Origin of the sequence: Variovorax sp. LjRoot84 (assembly GCF_964254305.1) — a bacterium.
In the GTDB taxonomy this organism is placed as follows: domain Bacteria; phylum Pseudomonadota; class Gammaproteobacteria; order Burkholderiales; family Burkholderiaceae_C; genus Variovorax.
In genome coordinates this window covers 4,119,545-4,140,234 of sequence record NZ_CAXUTE020000001.1, presented here as the reverse complement: position 1 = coordinate 4,140,234, position 20,690 = coordinate 4,119,545, and the positions used below count along the sequence as shown (strand labels likewise).

20 protein-coding genes and 1 other RNA gene are annotated in these 20,690 nt (G+C 65.5%); 18 read left to right on the top strand and 3 right to left on the bottom strand.

The features are described from left to right. Nucleotides 1-72: 72 nt before the first annotated feature. The 15 genes from ubiG (at nucleotide 73) to ntrC (ending at nucleotide 15,488) form a co-directional block, all read left to right on the top strand. On the top strand, nucleotides 73-795 hold the full coding sequence (ubiG, locus tag ACSQ9I_RS20600; protein WP_436314276.1) for a bifunctional 2-polyprenyl-6-hydroxyphenol methylase/3-demethylubiquinol 3-O-methyltransferase UbiG: 723 nt from the start codon (nucleotides 73-75) through the stop codon (nucleotides 793-795). Continuing rightward, complete coding sequence (locus ACSQ9I_RS20595; RefSeq protein WP_093103275.1) at nucleotides 795-1,463, top strand: HAD family hydrolase; 669 nt, start codon at nucleotides 795-797, stop codon at nucleotides 1,461-1,463. Before ubiG ends, ACSQ9I_RS20595 begins: the two co-directional genes overlap by 1 nt. 12 nt (nucleotides 1,464-1,475) lie before the next feature. Next, nucleotides 1,476-1,863: a transfer-messenger RNA gene (gene ssrA / locus ACSQ9I_RS20590) on the top strand. Between the two features lie 173 nt (nucleotides 1,864-2,036). After that, nucleotides 2,037-3,629, top strand: coding sequence for a methyltransferase regulatory domain-containing protein (locus tag ACSQ9I_RS20585; RefSeq protein WP_436314275.1), 1,593 nt, complete (start codon nucleotides 2,037-2,039; stop codon nucleotides 3,627-3,629). A gap of 25 nt (nucleotides 3,630-3,654) precedes the next feature. Continuing rightward, complete coding sequence (ggt, locus tag ACSQ9I_RS20580; RefSeq protein WP_436314274.1) at nucleotides 3,655-5,391, top strand: gamma-glutamyltransferase; 1,737 nt, start codon at nucleotides 3,655-3,657, stop codon at nucleotides 5,389-5,391. Beyond that, nucleotides 5,391-6,149: a pseudouridine synthase gene (locus ACSQ9I_RS20575; protein ID WP_436315790.1), complete on the top strand. Its 759-nt coding sequence runs from the start codon at nucleotides 5,391-5,393 to the stop codon at nucleotides 6,147-6,149. The genes ggt and ACSQ9I_RS20575 overlap by 1 nt, the downstream gene beginning before the upstream one ends. A gap of 30 nt (nucleotides 6,150-6,179) precedes the next feature. Next, nucleotides 6,180-7,166: a YncE family protein gene (locus ACSQ9I_RS20570; protein WP_436314273.1), complete on the top strand. Its 987-nt coding sequence runs from the start codon at nucleotides 6,180-6,182 to the stop codon at nucleotides 7,164-7,166. After that, the gene (locus ACSQ9I_RS20565) at nucleotides 7,153-7,944 is read left to right on the top strand and encodes a polysaccharide deacetylase family protein (protein WP_436314272.1); all 792 of its coding nucleotides are present in this window, start codon (nucleotides 7,153-7,155) and stop codon (nucleotides 7,942-7,944) included. Before ACSQ9I_RS20570 ends, ACSQ9I_RS20565 begins: the two co-directional genes overlap by 14 nt. Nucleotides 7,945-7,960: 16 nt before the next feature. Next, nucleotides 7,961-8,932: a sterol desaturase family protein gene (locus ACSQ9I_RS20560; RefSeq protein WP_436314271.1), complete on the top strand. Its 972-nt coding sequence runs from the start codon at nucleotides 7,961-7,963 to the stop codon at nucleotides 8,930-8,932. 36 nt (nucleotides 8,933-8,968) lie between these two features. Then, nucleotides 8,969-9,841 (top strand): EI24 domain-containing protein, encoded by an 873-nt coding sequence (locus ACSQ9I_RS20555; protein ID WP_093103121.1) that lies wholly within the window; start codon nucleotides 8,969-8,971, stop codon nucleotides 9,839-9,841. Then, entirely contained in the window at nucleotides 9,826-10,641 is an 816-nt protein-coding gene (locus ACSQ9I_RS20550; protein WP_436314270.1) for a competence/damage-inducible protein A, read from the top strand. The genes ACSQ9I_RS20555 and ACSQ9I_RS20550 overlap by 16 nt, the downstream gene beginning before the upstream one ends. A 147-nt stretch (nucleotides 10,642-10,788) precedes the next feature. Continuing rightward, a complete protein-coding gene (gene glnA, locus ACSQ9I_RS20545) occupies nucleotides 10,789-12,204 on the top strand; it encodes a type I glutamate--ammonia ligase (RefSeq protein ID WP_436314269.1) in 1,416 nt (471 codons plus the stop codon). A gap of 131 nt (nucleotides 12,205-12,335) precedes the next feature. Then, nucleotides 12,336-12,839, top strand: a complete 504-nt coding sequence (locus ACSQ9I_RS20540; RefSeq protein WP_093103126.1) for a hypothetical protein — start codon at nucleotides 12,336-12,338, stop codon at nucleotides 12,837-12,839. After that, a complete protein-coding gene (gene glnL / locus ACSQ9I_RS20535) occupies nucleotides 12,839-13,915 on the top strand; it encodes a nitrogen regulation protein NR(II) (protein ID WP_093103127.1) in 1,077 nt (358 codons plus the stop codon). Before ACSQ9I_RS20540 ends, glnL begins: the two co-directional genes overlap by 1 nt. A 22-nt stretch (nucleotides 13,916-13,937) precedes the next feature. Continuing rightward, complete coding sequence (ntrC, locus tag ACSQ9I_RS20530; RefSeq protein ID WP_436314268.1) at nucleotides 13,938-15,488, top strand: nitrogen regulation protein NR(I); 1,551 nt, start codon at nucleotides 13,938-13,940, stop codon at nucleotides 15,486-15,488. A 16-nt stretch (nucleotides 15,489-15,504) separates the two neighbouring features. Here the strand turns inward: ntrC and ACSQ9I_RS20525 are convergent, their stop codons facing one another. Further along, nucleotides 15,505-16,017 (bottom strand): hypothetical protein, encoded by a 513-nt coding sequence (locus tag ACSQ9I_RS20525; protein ID WP_093103131.1) that lies wholly within the window; start codon nucleotides 16,015-16,017, stop codon nucleotides 15,505-15,507. Next, nucleotides 16,014-16,793 (bottom strand): exodeoxyribonuclease III, encoded by a 780-nt coding sequence (xth, locus tag ACSQ9I_RS20520; RefSeq protein ID WP_436314267.1) that lies wholly within the window; start codon nucleotides 16,791-16,793, stop codon nucleotides 16,014-16,016. Before xth ends, ACSQ9I_RS20525 begins: the two co-directional genes overlap by 4 nt. A gap of 259 nt (nucleotides 16,794-17,052) precedes the next feature. Here xth and ACSQ9I_RS20515 point away from each other — a divergent pair, with 259 nt between their 5' ends. The 3 genes from ACSQ9I_RS20515 (at nucleotide 17,053) to ACSQ9I_RS20505 (ending at nucleotide 19,740) form a co-directional block, all read left to right on the top strand. Further along, a complete protein-coding gene (locus ACSQ9I_RS20515; protein WP_436314266.1) occupies nucleotides 17,053-18,123 on the top strand; it encodes a type IV toxin-antitoxin system AbiEi family antitoxin in 1,071 nt (356 codons plus the stop codon). Beyond that, nucleotides 18,111-18,980 carry a nucleotidyl transferase AbiEii/AbiGii toxin family protein gene (locus ACSQ9I_RS20510; RefSeq protein ID WP_436314265.1) on the top strand — a complete coding sequence of 290 codons (870 nt, stop codon included), beginning with the start codon at nucleotides 18,111-18,113 and terminating at the stop codon, nucleotides 18,978-18,980. Before ACSQ9I_RS20515 ends, ACSQ9I_RS20510 begins: the two co-directional genes overlap by 13 nt. 85 nt (nucleotides 18,981-19,065) lie before the next feature. Further along, nucleotides 19,066-19,740 (top strand): hypothetical protein, encoded by a 675-nt coding sequence (locus ACSQ9I_RS20505; RefSeq protein WP_436314264.1) that lies wholly within the window; start codon nucleotides 19,066-19,068, stop codon nucleotides 19,738-19,740. Here the strand turns inward: ACSQ9I_RS20505 and ACSQ9I_RS20500 are convergent. Continuing rightward, a complete protein-coding gene (locus tag ACSQ9I_RS20500; RefSeq protein ID WP_436314263.1) occupies nucleotides 19,714-20,622 on the bottom strand; it encodes a LysR family transcriptional regulator in 909 nt (302 codons plus the stop codon). The genes ACSQ9I_RS20505 and ACSQ9I_RS20500 overlap by 27 nt on opposite strands. Nucleotides 20,623-20,690: the final 68 nt, after the last annotated feature.

Sequence of the window (20,690 nt, the reverse complement as noted above, 5' to 3'; positions counted from 1 at the left end):
TTTTATGGGCGATCGCATTGCGATTTCGCGTTGCGGGATTCCCAGCAATTCGCGTCGTTTCATAATCTGCATATGACCGATACCGTGAATGCCGATCCGGCAGAACTTGCCAAATTTTCCGAACTCGCTCACCGCTGGTGGGATCTGGAAAGCGAATTCCGACCGCTGCACGAAATTAATCCGCTGCGCCTGGAGTGGATCGAAAGCATTGCACCGATTGCAGGATGCAGGGTGCTCGATGTGGGCTGCGGGGGCGGGATTCTGGCCGACGCCATGGCGCGGCGAGGCGCCGACGTCCTGGGCATCGATCTGGCCGACAAGGCTCTCAAGGTCGCCCAACTGCATGCGCTCGAGGCAGCGACGCGTGGCGTGAAGTACCGCGAAATCAGTGTCGAAGCGCTGGCCGCCGAACAGCCTGAGAGCTTCGACGTCGTGGCCTGCATGGAAATGCTCGAGCACGTGCCTCAGCCGGCCTCCGTCGTGAAGGCCTGCGCGCAGCTTGTCAAGCCCGGCGGCTGGGTGTTCTTCTCGACCATTCATCGGAACCTGAAGTCCTTCCTGTTCGCGATCGTCGGCGCCGAGTACGTGCTGGGCATGCTGCCCCGGGGCACGCACGAGTACCAGAAGCTGATCCGGCCGAGCGAGTTGGCTGCGCATTGCCGCGCTGCAAACCTCGATTTGCGCCATACGCGCGGCCTGGAGCACAACCCGGTGACGCGGCGCTACTGGCTCAGCGACGACACCAGCGTCAACTACATGTTTGCAACCCGCAAACCATCGGCGCCCCAGCCATGATGGCGGCCGATGCGACACAGGCCGTCCTGTTCGATCTGGACGGCACGCTGATCGACAGCGCTCCGGACCTGGGCGCCGCGGCCGACCAGATGCGAACGGATCGGGGCCTCGCCTCGCTGCCCCTGGAGCGCTATCGCCCCATGGCCGGCGCCGGCGCGCGCGGGATGCTGGGCGTGGCTTTCGGCATCACACCCGATGCGCCGGAGTTCGCGCCGCTGCGCGAGGAGTTCTTCGTCAACTACGAGAATCGAATGCTGCGCAACACGCAGGTCTTCGAAGGCGTGGCCGAACTGATCGAAGCGCTTTGCGCGCGCGGGCTGCAGTGGGGCGTGGTGACCAACAAGTCGGTGCGCTTCACTGGCCCGCTGACACGCGCGATACCGCTGTTTGGCACGGCGCGCGCGATCGTCAGCGGCGACACGACGCCATATGCCAAGCCGCATCCCGAACCTTTGTTCGAGGCGGCGCGACAACTGGGGGTGCCGCCCGCTCGTTGCATCTATGTGGGCGACGACCACCGGGACATCATGGCCGGCCGGGCCGCGGGGATGGGAACGGTGGCCGCCGCCTACGGCTACATGGGCGCGGAGGCGGATGTGACGCTGTGGCAGGCCGATGCCGCCATCGCATCGCCCATGGAGCTCTTGCAACTACTCAAACCGGCCTAGAATGCAGCGCTTGGGGCTGCACTGGTTTCGACGTGGGTTCGGAATCGCAGCGGGGCATGTCGAGCTGAATGCGCTCGTAAAACAGATTCAAACAAACTAACTGCAAACGACGAACGTTTCGCACTCGCCGCTTAATTGCCGGTGAGCTTTGCAACAGCAGGCCGATGGGCTGGGCAAGGGGGCGCTAGAGCAATCTGACGCCTCCCGGCTGCAAAGATAATCTACATTGGCTGGCTCCGATCCGGGTACCTTGGGTCGGAGCGAGAACATAGGGTGCTGGCGGCCGGTGTAGCGTGCGACTGCGCGACACCGGTGGCGAGACCTAAATCAGATCGCTAAACATGTAGATCTGCGCGACGAAGGCTTGCGGACGGGGGTTCAAATCCCCCCAGCTCCACCATACATCCAGCGAGTGACACCTCGAGCGGCCCATGCGGCCGCAAGACACCGCTTCGGCGCATGCCGGCTCCGGCTTCGCGCATCAGTCAAGGTTCATTGGATTCTTCGGGCTCACGAGGTCCGCGCTGCTCCGCGCGCGAGCTATAGTCGGCGTCGCTCGCCCAGAGGACACCCATGGATTCAATGACGACCGCGCTCACGAGTTACTACGACACCGTGCCGTACGACTCGCATCCGTTTCCTCAGTCTGCGGTGGAGCACCTGGAGGCGCTGGCCTTCCTGTTCGGGCTGGAGGCGCCTGCGCCGGCGCAGGCACGCGTGCTCGAACTCGGCAGCGCGGCCGGCGGCAACCTGATCCCTTTCGCGGCACGCCACCCGGAGGCGAGAGCGCTCGGCGTGGACCTTTCGCCGGTGCAGATCCGGCAGGGCGCGGCAGCCATCGAGCACTCGGGCCTGAAGAACGTCGAACTGCGCGCTCTCGACATCGCCAGCATCGACGCCTCCTTCGGTCAGTTCGACTACATCATCTGCCACGGCGTCTACAGCTGGGTGCCGGCGCCGGTGCAGGACGCGATCCTGCGCGTGTGCTCAGAGAACCTCGCGCCAAACGGCGTGGCCTACGTGAGCTACAACGTGTACCCGGGCTGGAAGGCGCGCGAGATCGTGCGCGACGCCATGATCCTGCGCGGCGCCCCGCGCGACGAGCCGGACGAGAAACTCTCCTACGCGCGCGGCATGCTCGAGTTTCTCGAACAGTCGGCGCGACCGGACAGCGTGCTCAAGAAGACGCTCGAAGAGACCATGCCGATCGTGCGTGCCGCGAACAGCTCCTACCTGCTGCACGAGTTCCTCGAGCCCTGCAACTCGCCCTGCTACTTCAAGGAGTTCGCCGCGCGTGCGAGCTCGCACGGGCTCAGCTACCTGGCGGACGCCGAGCCGTCGACCATGTTCGTCCAGAACTACGGCGAAAAAGTGCGCGATCCCTTGCTGCGCGAATGCGGAGGCAGCCAGATCATGATGGAGCAGTACCTGGACTTCCTGGTCAACCGCACCTTCCGTCAGACGCTGCTCGTGAAGCAGGAACGTGCCGCCGAGATCCGCTATCGCCTTGTCCCGGAGCGCATCCGCGCGCTCGAATTCGCCGGCGTGTTCGCAGCCGAAGGTGGTGGCGTGCTGACGCTCGATGCGCAGGAGCAGCCCTGCAATGCGATGCGCAACCTCAAGATCACGCTGCGGCTGCCGCTTCAAAAAGCGGTGGCGCAGGTGCTTGACGAGCGCTACCCGGCCACCGCCTCGGCCGACGCACTGATTGCCGAGGTCTCGGCGCGGACCGGCGAACCGCGCGCCGCGGTCGAGCCGCTCGTCATGGCGATGCTCGAAGAGCTGCTGATCCTCGGCGCCGTCCGCATCCGGCGCGCCGCGCCGCAGGCGGGCGCGCAAGTGTCGGAGTTCCCGCGTGCGCTGGCCGCGGTGCGCAGGACTCCCGGTCTCGCGCTGAATGCCGGACCCTCGGCCATTGCCTGCAACCTGTGGCATGAGCCGGTGGGCCTTTCTTTGCTCGAGCGCTGCCTGCTGCCGCTGCTCGACGGCGAGCATTCGCACGAGTCTCTGGCATTGCACCTGGCGGTTGAAGCCCGCGCTGAGCGCCTGCGCTTCATCAAGGACGAAAAGCCGCTCACCGAAGCAGGTGCGCTGCGCGAGTTCACGCAGCAACAGGTGGCGCTTGCCCTTCGGGACTTGCGCCGCAAGGGGCTGCTTGCGGGCTGATCCATTCTTCAAAGGAGATAAAACCGTGAAACAACTTCAGTGGACTTCGGCCTTGCGAGGCGCCGTCGCGGCGGCGCTCGCGCTGGCAGGCGCGGCACAGCTGCACGCGGCCTCGCAGGCGCCCGTGGCGGCCGAGAACGGCATGGTCGTGAGCGCCCAGCATCTGGCGACCAAGATCGGCGTCGACGTGCTCAAGCGCGGCGGCAATGCGATCGATTCCGCGGTGGCGGTCGGCTATGCGCTGGCGGTGGTCTACCCGGCGGCCGGGAACCTGGGCGGCGGTGGTTTCATGACGGTGCAACTGGCCGACGGCCGCAAGTCCTTCCTCGACTTCCGCGAGAAGGCGCCGCTGGCCGCCACTGCCAACATGTACCTCGACAAGGATGGCAACGTCGTCAAGGGCCTGAGCACGAACGGCCACCTCGCCGTCGGCGTGCCCGGCACCGTCTCCGGCCTCGAGCTGGCGCGCGAGAAGTACGGCACCATGAAGCGCGATGCGCTGATCGCGCCTTCGATCGCGCTGGCCGAGCGTGGCTTCGTGCTGGAGCAGGGCGACATCGACTTGCTCGCCACCGCGACCGCCGACTTCAAGAAAGATCCGGCCTCCGGCGCGATCTTCCTGAACAAGGGCGAGCCTTTCGCGGTCGGCCAGAAGCTGGTGCAGAAAGACCTCGCGAAAACGCTCAAGGCCATCAGCCGCAACGGCGTCGACGGCTTCTACAAGGGCCCCGTAGGCGCCGCGCTCGTGGCCTCCAGCCAGGCCGGCAAGGGCATCATCGCGCAGGCCGACCTGAACCAGTACACGACCCGCGAACTGGCGCCGGTCGAATGCGACTACCGCGGCTATCACGTGGTCTCGGCGCCGCCACCGAGCTCGGGTGGGGTGGTGATCTGCGAGATGCTGAACATCCTCGAGGGCTATCCGCTCAAGGACCTCGGCTTCCGCTCGGCGCAGGCCGTGCACTACCAGATCGAGGCCATGCGCCATGCCTATGTCGACCGCAACAGCTACCTCGGCGACCCCGACTTCGTGAAGAACCCGCTCGACCGGCTGCTCGACAAGGGCTATGCCGAAAAGATCCGTGCCGTGATCGACCCGAAGAAAGCCGGCGTCTCGAAGGACATCAAGCCCGGCGTCGCACCCCATGAAGGCAGCAACACCACCCACTATTCGATCATCGACCAGTGGGGCAATGCGGTCTCGGTGACCTACACGCTCAACGACTGGTTCGGCGCCAAGGTCACGGCCGCCGGCACCGGCGTGTTGCTCAACGACGAGATGGACGACTTCACCGTGAAGATTGGCGTGCCCAACCTCTACGGTCTTGTGCAGGGCGAAACCAACGCCATCGCCCCGGGCAAGCGTCCGCTCAGCTCGATGAGTCCTACCATCCTGACCAAGGACGGCAAGCCGGTCTTCATCGTCGGAACGCCGGGCGGCAGCCGCATCATCACCGCGGTGCTCCACACGATCCTCAACGTCGTCGACTACGGAATGAACGTGCAGGAAGCGGTCGACGCGCCACGCTTCCACCAGCAATGGCTGCCCGACGTGACCAACGTCGAGACCTTCGCGCTCAGCCCCGACACGCGCAAGATCCTGACCGACATGGGCCACAACCTCGGCGTGCCGCAGCCGGCCAATCACGTGGCGGCAATCACCATCGGTGCGCCTGCGCTGGGCGGCAAGCCGGTCGGCAAGAACCGCTTCTACGGCGCCAACGATCCGCGGCGCAACACCGGCCTGGCCCTCGGGTATTGATGCGGATCGACGAGATTCTTTATACCCAGGGCTTCGGCACCCGGCGCGTCTGCGCCGGGCTGGTCCAGCAAGGGCTGGTAAGGGTGGCGGGCACCGTCGTCGCAGATCCGGCGACGGAATTCGGGGCGGAGGGCCTGCTCCTCACTGTGCAGGGCACCGAGTGGGCATATCACGAGAAGGCCTACCTGATGCTGCACAAGCCGGCCGGTACCGAGTGCTCGCAGAAGCCGTCGACCTATCCCAGCATCTACACGCTGCTGCCGTCGCCGCTGCGCCTGCGTCCCAACAAAGGCGCAGTGCAGGGCGTGCAGGCCATCGGCCGGCTAGACCAGGACACCACCGGCCTGCTGCTCCTGACCGACGACGGCCAGTTCATCCACCGCATGGGCTCGCCCAAGCATCATGTGCCGAAGGTCTATGAGGTCGGCACCAAGCATGCGATCGACGACACGCAGGTGGCCCGGCTGCTCGACGGCGTGGTGCTCGACGACGATCCGAAGCCGGTGCGCGCGGCGGCCTGCGAGCCGGTCGGGCCGCTGCAGCTCCGACTCACGCTGACCGAAGGCAAGTACCACCAGGTCAAGCGCATGCTGGCCGCCGTGGGCAACCGGGTCGAGACCCTGCACCGCTCGCGCATCGGACCGCTCGCGCTGCCTGAAGACCTGGCGCCGGGCCAGTGGCGCTGGCTGGAGTCGGCGCAGGTCGAGGCCTTGCGAACGGCGCGCCCAAGTCAGCCAGCGAACAGGGTCGATCGTTAAAATCGCAAGCCTGCTTCTGGAACTTCCCCCTTGCGCTTCTCTTTCCCCCCGATAGGCCGCCTCGCGGCCTTTTTGTTTGCCTGTGCGGCGCTGCCGTCGCTTGCTGCCGAACCACCGCCGGTCTTCGTGCTCAATTCGCTCGATGCCACGGTGAGCGTGGTCGATCCGGTCAGCTGGACCGAGAAGCTGCGCATCCCGACCGGCAAGGAGCCGCACCATCTCTACCTGTCGCCCGACGAGAGTTCGCTGATCGTCGCCAATTCGGCCGGCGACTCGCTCACCTTCCTGAACCCGCGCACGGCCGAGGTTCAGCGCGTGGTCTACGGCATCATCGACCCTTATCACCTGCGCTTCTCGCCCGACATGAAGTGGTTCGTCACCGCCGGCAACCGGCTCAACCACATCGACGTCTACCGCTGGGACGGCAAGGAGCCCAAGCTGGTCAAGCGCATCCCCTCGGGCAAGACGCCGAGCCACATCTGGATCGACGGCAAGAGCACCACGGCCTACGTCACGATGCAGGACAGCGACGAACTGGTCGCGGTCGATCTCGCCACGCAGACCATCCGCTGGCGCACGCCTACCGGCCCGATGCCGGCCGACATCTTCGGCATCCACGACGGCAAGACGCTGCTGGTGGGCCTCACGGGCAGCGACGGCGTGCAGGTCTTCGACGTGGCCGGCCGGGAGCCGAAGCTGGTCGGCAAGATTCCCACCGGCAAGGGCGCCCACGCCTTCCGCTCGGCCGGCGACGGCCGCAGCGTCTTCGTCAGCAACCGCGTGGCCAACACCATCAGCCGCATCGACCTGCAGACGCTGCAGGTGAGCGACACCTACCCGGTGGGCGGCGGACCCGACTGCATGGACGTCTCGGCCGACGGCAAGACGCTCTACGTGACCTCGCGCTGGGCCAGGAAGCTCAGCGTGGTCGATCTGGCCGCCCACAAGGTGGTGCGGCAGGTGCCAGTCGGCCGCTCGCCCCATGGCGTCTGGACCCTCGATCATGCAAAACGCTAGATACGCGCTGCTCCTGCTCGCTGCGGGTGCGGCGCCAATCAGCGCCGTCGCACAGGCCAGCTGCGCCAAGCCGGTCTACCTGAGCTTCGACACCGGCCACATGGGCGTGGCGCCGCTGGTGGCCGAGGTGCTCAAGCGCCAGGAGGTGCGTGTCACCTTCTTCGGCGCGGCCGAGCGCACGCTGAGCGGCGGCGACAGTCTCGACAACCAGTGGGCGCCGTGGTGGAAGGCGAGGGCGGCCGAAGGCCACGAGTTCGCGTCCCACACCTACGACCATGCCTACTGGCGCGGCGACGTGAAGGGACTCGCGCCGCGCTTCCGCATCGCACCCTCGGCCGGCGCCTTTGCCGGGCGGCAGTTCACCTGGGACGCGGAACAGTACTGCGCCAATATCACCAAGGCTTCCGAGCGCCTGCAGTACGTCACGGGCAAGAAGCCGCTGCCGGTGTTTCGCGCGCCGGGGGGCAAGACTTCGCCCAGGCTGCTGGCGGCCGCCAGGGCCTGCGGCTATGCGCACGTGGGCTGGGCGCCGGCCGGCTTCCTGGGCGACGAGCTGCCGAGCGAGAAGTTCAGCAACGAGAAGCTGCTGCAACAGGCCCTCGATCACATCAAGCCCGGCGACATCCTGATTGCGCACCTGGGCATCTGGTCGCGCAAGGACCCGTGGGCGCCGGCCGTGCTGGAGCCCTTGATCGTCGGCCTCAAGGCCAAGGGCTTCTGCTTCGAGACGCTGCGCCAGCATCCGGCGTATCGTGAATGGATCGCATCTCATCCCTGAATCGCGCGGTGTTCCGATGGACTGGCTGACCGACCCCTTCGCCAACCTGCAGCAATGGCTGTTCGAAGCGGCCGTGCAGCCGCTGGTCTACGCCATCGGCCTCGGCGGCTGGGTCGAGGACGCCTTCGACGCCACTGGATGGCTGCTGGTCGGCCTGATCCAGATAGGGGTGCTGGTGGCCGTGTTCGGTCCGCTGCAGCGCTGGCGGCCGGCGGAGCCGGTGGTCGATCGGCCCGCCATCCGCACCGACATCCTCTACACGCTGATCCACCGGCTGGGGCTGTTCCGGCTGGCAATGTTCTTCGCGCTGGACCCGCTGTTCGACGAAATCCTCGGCACCGTGCGCGCCGCCGGCTGGGGCTCCTTCCATCTCGACCAGCTCTGGCCCGGCGTGACCGACATTCCCTGGGTCGCGTTTGCGATCTACCTGGTGGTGCTCGACCTGGTCGAGTACTTCATCCATCGCGGCCAGCACGGCTTCCAGTGGTGGTGGGCGCTGCATTCGCTGCACCATTCGCAGCGCCAGATGACGATGTGGAGCGACAACCGCAACCACCTGCTCGACGACGTGATCCACGACACGATCATCGTCGTCGTCGCCCAGCTGATCGGCGTGGCGCCGGGGCAGTTCATCGCGATCGTGGCCTTCACCCAGCTCAGCGAGAGCCTGCAGCATGCCAATCTGCGGCTCGGCTTCGGCGCGATCGGCGAACGGCTCTGGATCAGCCCGCGCTTCCACCGCGTGCACCACAGCATCGGGATCGGGCACGAGTCGCAGGGGCCTCGTACGCTCGGCGGCCACAACTTCGGCGTGCTGCTGCCGTGGTGGGACATGCTGTTTCGCACCGTCAATTTCGAGGAGCGCTACGACCCGACCGGCGTCCGCGACCAGGTCGAGCCCGACGCCGGAGGCCGCGTACGCGACTACGGGCGCGGTTTCTGGGCGCAGCAGTGGCTGGGACTCAGGCGTCTTGTCGGCCGCGGCTGATCTCGATTCCACGCGACAGGGTTATCCTCGGCGCCGATGCGTCTTCTTCTCGACTCCTTCTGGCGTTCCGTGGCCTATTGCATGCACCCGCGGGTGATCGTGCTCTCGCTGCTGCCGCTCGGACTCATGGTGCTGCTGGCGGCGCTGTTCGGCTATTTCTACTGGGACGCGACCGTGGCATGGACGCGCGAGGCGCTCGACGCCTGGCCGCTTCTGTCCAGCTTCTGGGGCTGGATCGGACGCCTGTTCTCCGGTGACGTCACGGCCGTGCTGGCGCCGATGGTGGTGGTGATCGCGGCCACGCCGCTGATCGTTGTGGTGTCGCTCCTGATCGTGGCCGGGTTCATGGCGCCGCCACTCACGCGGCTGGTGGCCGACCGCCGTTTCCCGTCGCTGGAGCAGAAGAGGGGCGCCTCCTTCTTCGGCAGCGTCGTCCGCTCGCTGGGCCTCACCGTGCTGGCGCTGCTCGCGCTCGTCGTCTCGATGCCGCTATGGCTCATTCCGCCGCTGGTGCTGATCCTGCCGCCGCTGATCTGGGGCTGGCTGACCTACCGCGTGATGAGCTTCGACGCCCTGGCCGAGCATGCGAGCCCGGAGGAGCGCGAGGCCTTGCTGCGCGCCCATCGGCTGCCGCTGCTCGGCGTCGGCGTGCTGTGCGGCTACCTGGGCGCCGCCCCCAGCATCGTCTGGGCGTCGGGGCTGCTGTTCGCTGCGGCTTTCTTCGTGCTGGTGCCGCTCGCGATCTGGATCTACACGCTGGTGTTCGCCTTCTCCGCGCTCTGGTTCGCGCACTACTGCCTGGATGCCCTGGCCCAATTGCGGGCGCAGCGCGCGGCGGCGGCCGTTTCACCTTCCGCGGCCGAGATGGCAGATGTCCATGCGGCCGCCACCCAATGGGGCGCACCATGAGCACACGTTCGTTCGGTCTTCTCGTCGTCGGCGACGAAATCCTGTCGGGCAAGCGTGCCGACAAGCACATGCCCAAGGTCATCGAGCTGCTCGCCGCGCGCGGCCTGCAGCTGGCCTGGGCCGAGTACGTCGGCGACGTGCCGGTGCGCATCACGGAAGCGCTCGCGCGCGCCTTCGCCTCGGGCGACGTCGTGTTCTCCACCGGCGGCATCGGCGCCACGCCCGACGATCACACGCGCCAGTGTGCGGCCGCGGCGCTGGGCGTGCCGCTGGGGCTGCATCCGGAAGCCGAGGTGCTGATCCGCGAACGCATGCAGGACACCGCGCGCGAGCAGGGCACGGTCTACGAGCCCGACCGTCCGGACAACGTGCACCGGCTCAACATGGGGGTGTTCCCGCTCGGCGCCAACATCATCCGCAACCCCTACAACAAGATTCCGGGCTTCAGCGTCGGCGACGTGCACTTCGTGCCGGGCTTCCCGGTCATGGCCTGGCCGATGATCGAATCGGTGCTCGACGAGCGCTATGCGCACCTGTTCGCGCACGGTCGGGCGATGGAGAAATCGGTCATCGTCTACGGCGCCATGGAGGCCGCGCTCACGCCGCTGATGCAAGCCGTCGAACTCGCGCATCCCGGCATCAAGGTCTTCAGCCTGCCGAGCGTGGACCATGCCGAGCACGGCCGCCACATCGAGCTCGGCGTCAAGGGGGATGCCGAGCGCATCGATGCCGCCTACGCACAGCTGCTCGAGGGCCTGCACGCCTTTGGCGCGCGTCTTGGACCCGAATTGGTGCGTTAATCTTGACTGCACCAGTTTGGTTACAACTTGCCTGCTTTTGGGGTTTCGGCGCAGTGCCGGGTACCCCTCTTCGGCAGTGACAATGGGCACAAAAACTGCATTCCCAGTCCCGCAATTCCAACCAACCATCCAAACCAGGAGAACCTGATGGCAAAGACCGTCGCCGATGTACTCAAACTCGTCAAGGAAAACGAGGTCAAGTTCGTCGACTTCCGCTTCACCGATACCCGCGGCAAAGAGCAGCACGTGACCGTGCCCGTGTCCGCATTCGACGAGGGCAAATTCACCGACGGCCATGCCTTCGACGGCTCGTCGATTGCCGGGTGGAAGGGCATCGAGGCTTCGGACATGCTGCTCATGCCCGACCCGAACACGGCCAATATCGATCCCTTCTTCGAAGAAACGACGCTGCTTTTGACCTGCGACGTGGTCGACCCGACCGACGGCAAGCCCTACGAGCGCGATCCGCGTTCGCTCGCCAAGCGTGCCGAGGCCTACATGAAGGCCTCGGGCTTGGGCGACACGGCGTACTTCGGACCGGAGCCGGAATTCTTCGTGTTCGACGGCGTGCGCTGGCAGAACGACATGTCGGGTTGCTTCGTCAAGATCGAATCCGAAGAGGCTTCCTGGAACAGCGCCAAGGAATTCGAGCACGGCAACACCGGGCACCGTCCGGCGGTCAAGGGCGGCTACTTCCCGGTTCCCCCGGTCGACAGCTTCCAGGACATGCGCTCCGAGATGTGCCTGGTGCTCGAGTCGCTGGGCATCCCGGTCGAAGTGCATCACCATGAAGTGGCGAACGCCGGCCAGATGGAACTCGGCACCAAGTTCAGCACGCTGATCCAGCGCGCCGACTGGGTCCAGCTGCAGAAGTACGTGATCCACAACGTGGCCCACGCCTACGGCAAGACCGCGACCTTCATGCCCAAGCCGATCGTCGGCGACAACGGCTCGGGCATGCACGTCCACCAGTCGGTCTGGAAGGACGGCAAGAACCTGTTTGCCGGCGACGGCTACGCCGGCCTGAGCGACTTCGCGCTGCACTACATCGGCGGCATCATCAAGCACGCCCGTGCGTTGAACGCCATCACCAACCCGGGCACCAACAGCTACAAGCGCCTGGTCCCCGGATTCGAAGCGCCGGTGAAGCTGGCCTACTCGGCCAAGAACCGCTCGGCCTCGATCCGCATCCCCTTCGTGCCCAACCCGAAGGGCCGCCGCGTCGAAGCGCGCTTCCCCGATCCGATGATGAACCCGTACCTCGGTTTCGCCGCGATGCTGATGGCCGGCCTGGACGGCGTGGAGAACAAGATCCATCCGGGCGAAGCCGCCAGCAAGGACCTCTACCACCTGCCGCCGGAAGAAGACGCGCTGATCCCGACCGTGTGCCACAGCCTCGACCAGGCGCTCGACTACCTCGACAAGGACCGTGCCTTCCTGACCAAGGGCGGCGTGTTCACCGATGCCTACATCGACGCCTACATCGACCTCAAGATGCAGGAAGTCACGCGTTTCCGCATGGCGACGCACCCTGTCGAATTCGACATGTACTACTCCCTGTAAGCCAGCTTTTCGGCTTTGGCGTTAAAAAGGGACGGCCTGGGGCCGTCCCTTTTCCTTTTGGGGCAAGCTTGCGCGGCCGAACTCCGGAATTGCAGGAAAATGCCGGTTTGCTGCGCACTACATTCACGACCATGAAGACTTCTTCCGTTTTCCTCCTGGCCGCCTTGGCGGCGGCCGGCGTGCACCTCCAGGCCCAGGCCCAGCAGGAGCGCGTCTGGCGCTGCGGCAACGAATACACCAACAACGCGACCCTCGCCCAGCAGCGCGGCTGCAAGGTGATGGAGGGCGGCAACGTCACCGTGGTCCAGGGCACCCGCCCGATCGCGGCGGCTGCGGCAGGCAGCACCGCCGCGCGTGCGCCGGCCGGCAGCCCGCGCGTCGACGGCGCCGACCAGCGCGCACGCGACGGCGAAGCCCGCTCGGTGCTCGAGTCCGAGCTCAAGAAAGCCGAAGAGCGCCAGGCCCAACTGCTCAAGGACTACAACAACGGCGAACCCGAGAAGCAGGGCAGCGAAGCCCGCAACTATCAGAAGTACCTCGACCGCGTGGCCGAGATGAAGGCCGAGATCGCGCGCAACGAAAGCGACATCGCGGGCATCCGCCGCGAAATCGGCCGCCTGCCGGCCAATCGTTGATGGCCTTTGGCAAATCCGCCGCTGCCGCCAAGCGTTTTCAGGCCTTCGACCTTCTTTCCACGCTGATCGCGGTGGTGCGCACCGACGGCGCGGTGCTGTTCGCCAATGCCGGCCTCGAAGACGCGCTGGGCACCTCGCGCCGCACGCTCGAAGGCTCGCAGTTCGGCGCCTGCTTCCATGAGCCGCAGGTGCTGCGCACGGCGATCGACGGCGCGCGCAGCAACGACTTCGCCACGCTGCGCTACGAGGCCTTCCTGCGCCGCGTCAACCACGAGCTGATGCCGGTGCAGGTCACGCTCGCGCAGGGCGACCGCGCGGGCGAACTGATCATCGAAATGTCGCCGCTCGAGCAGCAGGTCCGGCAAGACCGCGAAGAGCGGCTGCTCGACCAGGCGCAGGCCAACAAGGAGCTGATCCGCAATCTCGCGCACGAGATCAAGAACCCGCTGGGCGGCATTCGCGGCGCGGCGCAGCTGCTGCAGATGGAAGTCGAGTCGCGCGACCTCATCGAATACACCCAGGTCATCATCCACGAGGCCGACCGCCTGCAGACGCTGGTCGATCGCCTGCTCGCGCCGCACCGCCGCCCGCACGTGGTGGGCGACGTCAACATCCACGAGGTCTGCGAGCGCGTGCGTTCGGTGATCCTTGCGGAGTTCCCGCGCGACCTGCACATCGAGCGCGACTTCGACGTCTCGATTCCCGAGTTCCGCGGTGATCGCGAGCAGCTCATCCAGGCCACGCTCAACATCGTCCACAACGCGGCGCAGGCATTGGCCGAGCGGCGTGCAGCCGGCGACGCGTGCATCACCTTCAAGACCCGCATCGCGCGTCAGGTGATCTTCAACAAGCAGTGGTATCGACTGGCACTGGAATTGCATGTCATCGACAATGGACCGGGTGTGCCGGACGCGATCAAGGACCGCATCTTCTACCCGCTGGTGTCGGGCAGGGAAGGCGGAACAGGCCTTGGATTGACGCTGGCGCAAACTTTCGTGCAACAGCACCACGGCGTGATCGAGTGCGACAGTGTCCCGGGCCGGACCGATTTCAAGATATTGATACCGCTGCCTTAGCTAACAGGGAACAAGGAACTGCATGAAGCCGATTTGGATAGTGGATGACGACCAATCGATTCGCTTCGTGCTTGAAAAGGCGCTGTTGCGCGAAGACCTGCCGACCCGCAGCTTCACCAATACGCGCGAGGTGCTGGCCGCGCTCGAAGCCGCGGCCGACGACGAGATGCAGGGCCCGCAGGTCCTGGTGAGCGACATCCGCATGCCGGGCGGCTCCGGCCTCGACCTGCTCGACAAGATCAAGGCCAAGCATCCCGGCCTGCCGGTCATCATCATGACCGCCTTCTCCGACCTCGACAGCGCCGTCTCGGCCTTCCAGGGCGGCGCCTTCGAATACCTGCCGAAGCCCTTCGACCTGCCGCGCGCGGTGGAACTGATCCGCCGCGCGGTCGACGAAAGCCAGCGCGAGGAAGTGTCCGAGGAACGGATGGCCGCTGCGCCCGAGATGCTGGGCCAGGCGCCGGCGATGCAGGACGTGTTCCGCGCGATCGGGCGCTTGTCGCAAAGCAACGTGACGGTGCTGATCACCGGCGAGTCCGGTTCCGGCAAGGAGCTGGTGGCGCGCGCGCTGCACAAGCATTCGCCGCGCGCCAGCGGCCCCTTCGTGGCGATCAACACCGCCGCCATTCCGAAAGACCTGCTCGAAAGCGAGCTCTTCGGCCACGAGCGCGGCGCCTTCACCGGTGCGCAGACCATGCGCCGCGGACGCTTCGAACAGGCCGAAGGCGGCACCCTGTTCCTCGACGAGATCGGCGACATGCCCTTCGACCTGCAGACGCGCCTTCTGCGCGTGCTGAGCGACGGCCATTTCTACCGCGTCGGCGGCCACAACTCGGTCAAGGCCAACGTGCGCGTGATCGCGGCCACCCACCAGGACCTGGAACAGCGCGTCAAGATCGGCGGCTTTCGCGAAGACCTGTTCCACCGACTCAACGTGATCCGGCTGCGGCTGCCGGCCCTGCGCGAGCGCGGCGAAGACATCCCCGCGCTCACGCGGCACTTCCTGCAGCAGAGCGCCAAGCAGCTCGGCGTCGAGCCCAAGCGCATCTCCGATGCGGCGCTCGCGCAGCTCGCGACCTTCTCTTTTCCCGGCAACGTGCGGCAGCTGGAGAACATTTGCCACTGGCTGACGGTGATGGCGCCGGCACAGCTGATCGAAGCCAAGGACCTGCCGCCCGAGGTGATGGCCGGTGCTGCTGCTGCCGTTGCAGCGCCTGGTGCCTCCACCTCCACCTCCGCCGCTGCCGCCACAGCCGAACGCGAACCCGTTGCGGCGCCTTCCACGTCTGCTGCCGCGGTCTTGGCCTCGGCTTCCCCGACGCCATCCGCGCCCGCTGCCGGCGCTGCCCCGGTCGGTTCGGGCTCGTGGGAGGCCGGGCTCGAACAGGAGGCCCAGAGCCTGCTGGCGGCCGGGCGCAACGACGTCTGGGACGTGCTGTCGCGCCGTTTCGAGTCGCGCCTGATCCTCACGGCGCTGGCCAACACGCGCGGCCGTCGCATCGAGGCCGCGCAGAAGCTCGGCATCGGCCGCAACACGATCACGCGCAAGATCCAGGAGCTCGGCCTGGAATAGCGAGTGGCGCCGGCGCTCAGCGGCTGCGCTGCCCCAGGGTCAGCGTATCGAGCTGGAACTGGCCGCTCCTGTCCCAGAGCCAGGTGTCGACGTAGGTGTGCGCGCCCAGCTTGCCCGGGGCCGGCAGGGGCGAGGCCTCGCGGATCAGCTCTGCGATCTTTCCGCTCACCTCCGGCGCATGGCTCGGGGTGCGGCTGAAGTGCACGCCCGTGACGCGCCCGCTGCTGTCGACTTCGGTTTCGGTCACCACCACCGCATACACCAGCGGCGGAATCTTCCCCTTGTAGATGCGCTGGGGGTACTTGTTGTAGATGTGCCGGGCGCCGATCTTGCGGTAGGCGCGCACGGCCGGCGTCTGCACGGTGATGAGCCGCGCGGTCGGCACCTTTTCCGATGGCTGAGAGGGTTGTTCCGCGGGGGCTTTGGCGCCGGGGGAGGGCACTTCGTCGGTGGCGCTCGGCTTCAGCGCCGAGCAGGCGGAAAGGCCGAGCACGGCCGCGAGCAGGGCGAGGTGGAGGATCCGTTTCATGCGTCGAGCTCCAGGGTTACAGGTGCGTGGTCGCTGGGCTTGTCCCACTTGCGCGGTACGCGGTCAATCGTGCAGCTCTTTGCATGCGGCACCAGCGGCTCGCTCACCAGGATGTGATCGATGCGCAGCCCCCGGTTTTTCTGGTAGCCCAGCATGCGGTAGTCCCACCACGAGTAGCTCTTCTCGGGCTGCTCGAAGAGGCGGAAGCTGTCGGCGAGGCCGAGCCCCAGCAGAGCCTTGAAATGGTCGCGCTCCTCGGTCGTGTGATGAATGGTCTCGGCCAGCCCGACGGGGTCGAAGCTGTCGCGGTCCTCCGGCGCGATGTTGAAGTCGCCGAGCAGCACCAGCCTCGGATGCGTCGCGAGCTCCTCGCGCAGCCACTCGCGCATGGCGCGCAGCCAGCTCATCTTGTAGGCGAACTTCTCGGTGCCCGGCGCCTGGCCGTTGACGAAGTAGCCGTTGACGACGCGCAGCTCGCCGGCCGGCGTGTCGATGGTGGCACTGATCACGCGCGAATGATCGTCGGCAAAGCCGCCGATGTTCTTCGCGATATCGCGCACCGGAGCGAGGCTCAGAATCGCGACGCCGTTGTAGGTTTTCTGGCCGAACACCGCCGCGTGATAGCCGGCCGACTGCAGCACTTCGAGCGGGAACTTGTCGTCGCTCATCTTCAGTTCCTGCAGGCACAGCACGTCGACCGGGTTGGCGATCAGCCAGTCGAGCACGTGCTGCAGGCGAGCTGTGAGGGAATTGACGTTCCAGGTGGCAATACGCATATGGCTTATAACCTATTGATTTAAAAGGATTTTTCAATCCTTGTTTGGAGCGGTACCCCCTAAGATACCCCCAAAAAATTTCAGTTGATGGGCCTGTTTGATGGTCATCCAGCCGCATCAGCGGAATCCACTCTGCCAGCTTAGTCGGGCCGGAAGCATCGAATTTCACTAGATCATTCTATTTCAGCGGTTGCTGAAATCGCACATTCGGATGAAAACGCCTTGACGATTTCACTGGAACTGCTATTTTCAGCAAGTGATGAAAACGCCCGATCCAGTGAAAACCGAGCTCCAGGCTGCGGACGCTCTCCGACTTCTGTTGGAGGAGGTGCCCGCAATCGAGAGCTTGGACGTCCATGTTGTCGCACGGGAGCCAGATTCAGGAGTCGACCTCATCGCCCATGTGAAGGCCTTCGGTCACCAGCATAAGCTGGTCGCAGAGGTGAAGTCGAACGGGCAGCCCCGGTATGTCCGTTCGGCACTGCTATCCCTGCGTGACTACGTGGAGCGGCAGTCCGACCCGGTGACGCCGATCTTGATTGCGCCGTACCTGTCTGCTCAGGCCCAGGACCTGTGCCGGGAGTTCGACGTGGCGTACCTCGATCTCGAAGGCAATGCGCGACTGGCTTTCGGCACCTTCTTTGTCTCGCGACAGTTCGCGAAGAAGCCGGTGGTGGAGCGCCGAGAACTTAGGTCGCTGTTCAAACCGAAGTCCGTCCAGGTGCTCAAGGTGATGCTCCGCGAGCCCTCGCGGGCTTGGCGGGTGGCTGAGCTGGCCGAGGTGGCTGGCGTGAGCCTGGGGCACGTCAGCAATGTGCGCAGCAGCCTGCTGGATCGGGAATGGGCCCAGCTGGCCGATGACGGGATGTACCTGGCTACTCCTGACGCACTTTTGGACGCTTGGCGCGAGGCCTATGAGCCGCCCGCAGGTCAGCGGGAAGCCTTCTACACCCCCTTGCACGGAGCGTCGTTTGAAGTCGCTCTAAGGGCAACCTCTGCCGAGGGGGCAGGGCAGATTGCGCTTTCTTCATTCTCGGCTGCCCAGTGGCTGGCGCCGTTCGGGCGAACGGGCACCCACTATTTCTACGCTGACAAGGCAGGCGTGGAGCGCTTGCAGTCGAGCCTGAAGCTGACGACGGCGAGTAAAGGTGAAAACGTGGTGGTGACGGTACTGGACGATCTCGGGCTGTTTCGCGACACGGTGCAACCTGCGCCAGGTGTGGTTTGCACGAGTGCTGTCCAAACCTATCTGGACCTTGCTGCGGCGGGTGAGCGGGGACGAGAGGCTGCCGAACATCTTCGGCAAGAAAGGCTGCAATGGCGGAAATGACGCCCGGTGAGGCACAGCACGCGAGCGAATACGACGATCGCACGACGGCGGCCGTCAAGTCGGTCCTGGTTGAGATCGGACAGATCCTTGGCAGCTTCAAGGGACGATTTGCCATCGTGGGGGGCGCCGTGCCATGGCTGCTGCTGGGCAATGAGGACATGCCTCACGTTGGTACCCTGGATGTGGACCTCGGTTTGGATGCAGCGGCTCTGGGAGATGGCGAGTATGTCCATCTGGTCGAAGCGTTGCTGGGCCACGGGTACGCCCAGCGCAAGGAGCTCAAGCGGTTCCAGCTGGTTCGTCAGATTCAAACAGAAGATGGTGGGCCGCCCATCGACATCGTCATCGACTTTCTGATGCCCAGGGACGCGGAGATCGTCAAGAACGTGCCTCCGTTGATCAGTGATTTCGCGGTGCAGCGTGCCGATGGCGCAGATCTCGCGCTTCGCTTCTATCAGATGGTCGCCATCGCTGGATCGATGCCTGACGGTGGGACGAACCGTGTCGAGGTCGCTGTCTGCTCCATCCCGGCCCTCCTGGCGATGAAGGGCCACGCGATAGAAGGCCGTTACAAGCAGAAGGATGCCTACGACATCTACTACTGCATTCGCAACTATGCAGGCGGGCCGGAGGCGCTGGCGGAGGACTGCCGGCCCTTGCTGGAACACGAAAGCGGACTGGCCGGCTACACCTACATCGCCAACAAGTTCGATACGGTCGATGGTTTCGGACCAACCTGCGTGCGCAAGTTTGTCGAAGCTGCGAAGGTCTTGGGAGAGCGCACCGCAGATCAGTGGCAGCAGGATGCCTTCGGGCAGGTGGATGCCTGGCTACGCGCTTTGGGACTGAGGGGGTAACAGTGGCTTCAACAGCACGGATCCGCAAGCTGACGATCCAGCGCTTCAGGGGTATCCAGTCCCGACGTGGCTGCCGGCGGAAGGCATGAATGTGATTCTGGGCGGAGGAGACGTCGGAAAAACGACGGTCCTGGAAGCGATCGCTTTGCTGCTTTCGCCATCGAACACCGCTGTCATCTCCGAGGCAGATTACTGGGCGCGGGGCAGCGCGCAGGAATTTCTGATCGAGGCCGTCATGACATTGCCCGACGCCACGGGAATTGGATCGCAGAACACTTTCACATGGCCGTGGGCATGGAATGGCAAGGAGGCCGTGGCTCCTTCGGCGAATGGGGTTGATGACCTGCCGAATCCTGATGACCCGGTGTATCGCGTGCGCGTCAGAGGCACCACAGAACTGGAACTCGCTTGGGAGGTGGTCTCATGTCGTACTTTCCTAGAGCGGGCGGTTGAGATGGCTGAGGAACCAATCGCGCGCCAGCGCGGAAACAGCGCCGAGCGCGTCGGCTCTTCGAACAGGTGGGTCGCGCCAGGCACGATCGCAAGCCGCTTCTGGCTGCGCAGCAACGCGAGCGCTTGCCGATTCAAGTCGATCACCGCCCCGTCGTTGCCGCCGACGATCAGCCACGCGACTCGGCGTTGCGAACGGGCTGGGTCCCGATCGGAACTTCATCCGGCCGCCGGGGTTTGTGTCACCGCGCCGTGCGGCGTGAAGTTTCGGCTTCGTGCAGGATCAGGTGTCGGCAAAGCGGTCGAATAACACACCCCGCAGCCACTGGTTGCCCGGATCGCGGTGGAAGCGCGCATGCCAGAACGCGTTGATCGCGATCTGCGGCAGCGCCACCGGGTGCGTGCGCCAGACCAGCCCGAAGGGCTCGGCGATGCTTTGCGCCAGGCGCTCGGGCACGGTGGCGATCATCGGCGTGGAGCGCAGGATGTGGCCGATGGCCACGAAATGCGGCACCGTGAGCCGGATGCGCCGCGCGACGCCCTGCGCGGCCATCAGCTCGTCGACCTGGCCGTGGCCGGTGCCCGCGGCCTTGACCAGCAGGTGCTCGGCGGCGCAGAAATCCTTCAGCGTCAGCTTCGGCTTGGTCGCGAGCGCATGCGTGGCGCTGAAGAGGCACACGTAGCGCTGCTTGAACAGCCGGCGCTGGAAGATGCTGGCCTTCAACTGCGGCAAGAGGCCGATCGCGATGTCCACCTGGCCGGCCTCCATGGCATCGCGCAGGTTGACGGCGGTGTTGCGCACGGTGCTGATGGTCACGCCCGGCGCAGCGCGCGACAGCACCTCCATGAGCACCGGCGCGAAATAGATCTCGCCGATGTCCGTCATCGCGAGCGTGAAGCTGCGCGTGCTGGTGGCCGGATCGAAGACGGTCTGTTGATTGAGCGCGCCGTGCAGCGTGCCCATCGCGTAGGCCACGGGCTCCGCGAGCTGCAGCGCGAAGGGCGTGGGTTCCATGCCGCGCGCGGTGCGCAGGAACAGCTCGTCGCCGAAAGCCCGGCGCAGACGCGCCAGTGCATTGCTGATGGCAGGCTGCGAGAGGCCGAGCGATTCCGCCACGGCCGAGACGCGCTTCTCGGCCAGTATCCGGTCGAAGACCAGCAGCAGGTTGAGGTCGATGTCCCGAAGCTCCATGCCGCACCTTTATTCACAACGGTGATTCGATGAATTCACGAGATTCTATTGGCCAATGTGAGAAGGAT

Excerpts from the sequence above, each read along its gene's own strand:
- ubiG (WP_436314276.1), top strand. The coding sequence starts at position 73 with ATGACCGATACCGTGAATGCCGATCCGGCAGAACTTGCCAAATTTTCC.
- ACSQ9I_RS20595 (WP_093103275.1), top strand. The coding sequence starts at position 795 with ATGGCGGCCGATGCGACACAGGCCGTCCTGTTCGATCTGGACGGCACG.
- ACSQ9I_RS20585 (WP_436314275.1), top strand. The coding sequence starts at position 2,037 with ATGGATTCAATGACGACCGCGCTCACGAGTTACTACGACACCGTGCCG.
- ACSQ9I_RS20575 (WP_436315790.1), top strand. The coding sequence starts at position 5,391 with ATGCGGATCGACGAGATTCTTTATACCCAGGGCTTCGGCACCCGGCGC.
- ACSQ9I_RS20565 (WP_436314272.1), top strand. The coding sequence starts at position 7,153 with ATGCAAAACGCTAGATACGCGCTGCTCCTGCTCGCTGCGGGTGCGGCG.
- ACSQ9I_RS20560 (WP_436314271.1), top strand. The coding sequence starts at position 7,961 with ATGGACTGGCTGACCGACCCCTTCGCCAACCTGCAGCAATGGCTGTTC.
- ACSQ9I_RS20555 (WP_093103121.1), top strand. The coding sequence starts at position 8,969 with ATGCGTCTTCTTCTCGACTCCTTCTGGCGTTCCGTGGCCTATTGCATG.
- ACSQ9I_RS20550 (WP_436314270.1), top strand. The coding sequence starts at position 9,826 with ATGGGGCGCACCATGAGCACACGTTCGTTCGGTCTTCTCGTCGTCGGC.
- glnA (WP_436314269.1), top strand. The coding sequence starts at position 10,789 with ATGGCAAAGACCGTCGCCGATGTACTCAAACTCGTCAAGGAAAACGAG.
- ACSQ9I_RS20540 (WP_093103126.1), top strand. The coding sequence starts at position 12,336 with ATGAAGACTTCTTCCGTTTTCCTCCTGGCCGCCTTGGCGGCGGCCGGC.
- glnL (WP_093103127.1), top strand. The coding sequence starts at position 12,839 with ATGGCCTTTGGCAAATCCGCCGCTGCCGCCAAGCGTTTTCAGGCCTTC.
- ntrC (WP_436314268.1), top strand. The coding sequence starts at position 13,938 with ATGAAGCCGATTTGGATAGTGGATGACGACCAATCGATTCGCTTCGTG.
- ACSQ9I_RS20525 (WP_093103131.1), bottom strand. The coding sequence starts at position 16,017 with ATGAAACGGATCCTCCACCTCGCCCTGCTCGCGGCCGTGCTCGGCCTT.
- xth (WP_436314267.1), bottom strand. The coding sequence starts at position 16,793 with ATGCGTATTGCCACCTGGAACGTCAATTCCCTCACAGCTCGCCTGCAG.
- ACSQ9I_RS20515 (WP_436314266.1), top strand. The coding sequence starts at position 17,053 with ATGAAAACGCCCGATCCAGTGAAAACCGAGCTCCAGGCTGCGGACGCT.
- ACSQ9I_RS20510 (WP_436314265.1), top strand. The coding sequence starts at position 18,111 with ATGGCGGAAATGACGCCCGGTGAGGCACAGCACGCGAGCGAATACGAC.
- ACSQ9I_RS20505 (WP_436314264.1), top strand. The coding sequence starts at position 19,066 with ATGAATGTGATTCTGGGCGGAGGAGACGTCGGAAAAACGACGGTCCTG.
- ACSQ9I_RS20500 (WP_436314263.1), bottom strand. The coding sequence starts at position 20,622 with ATGGAGCTTCGGGACATCGACCTCAACCTGCTGCTGGTCTTCGACCGG.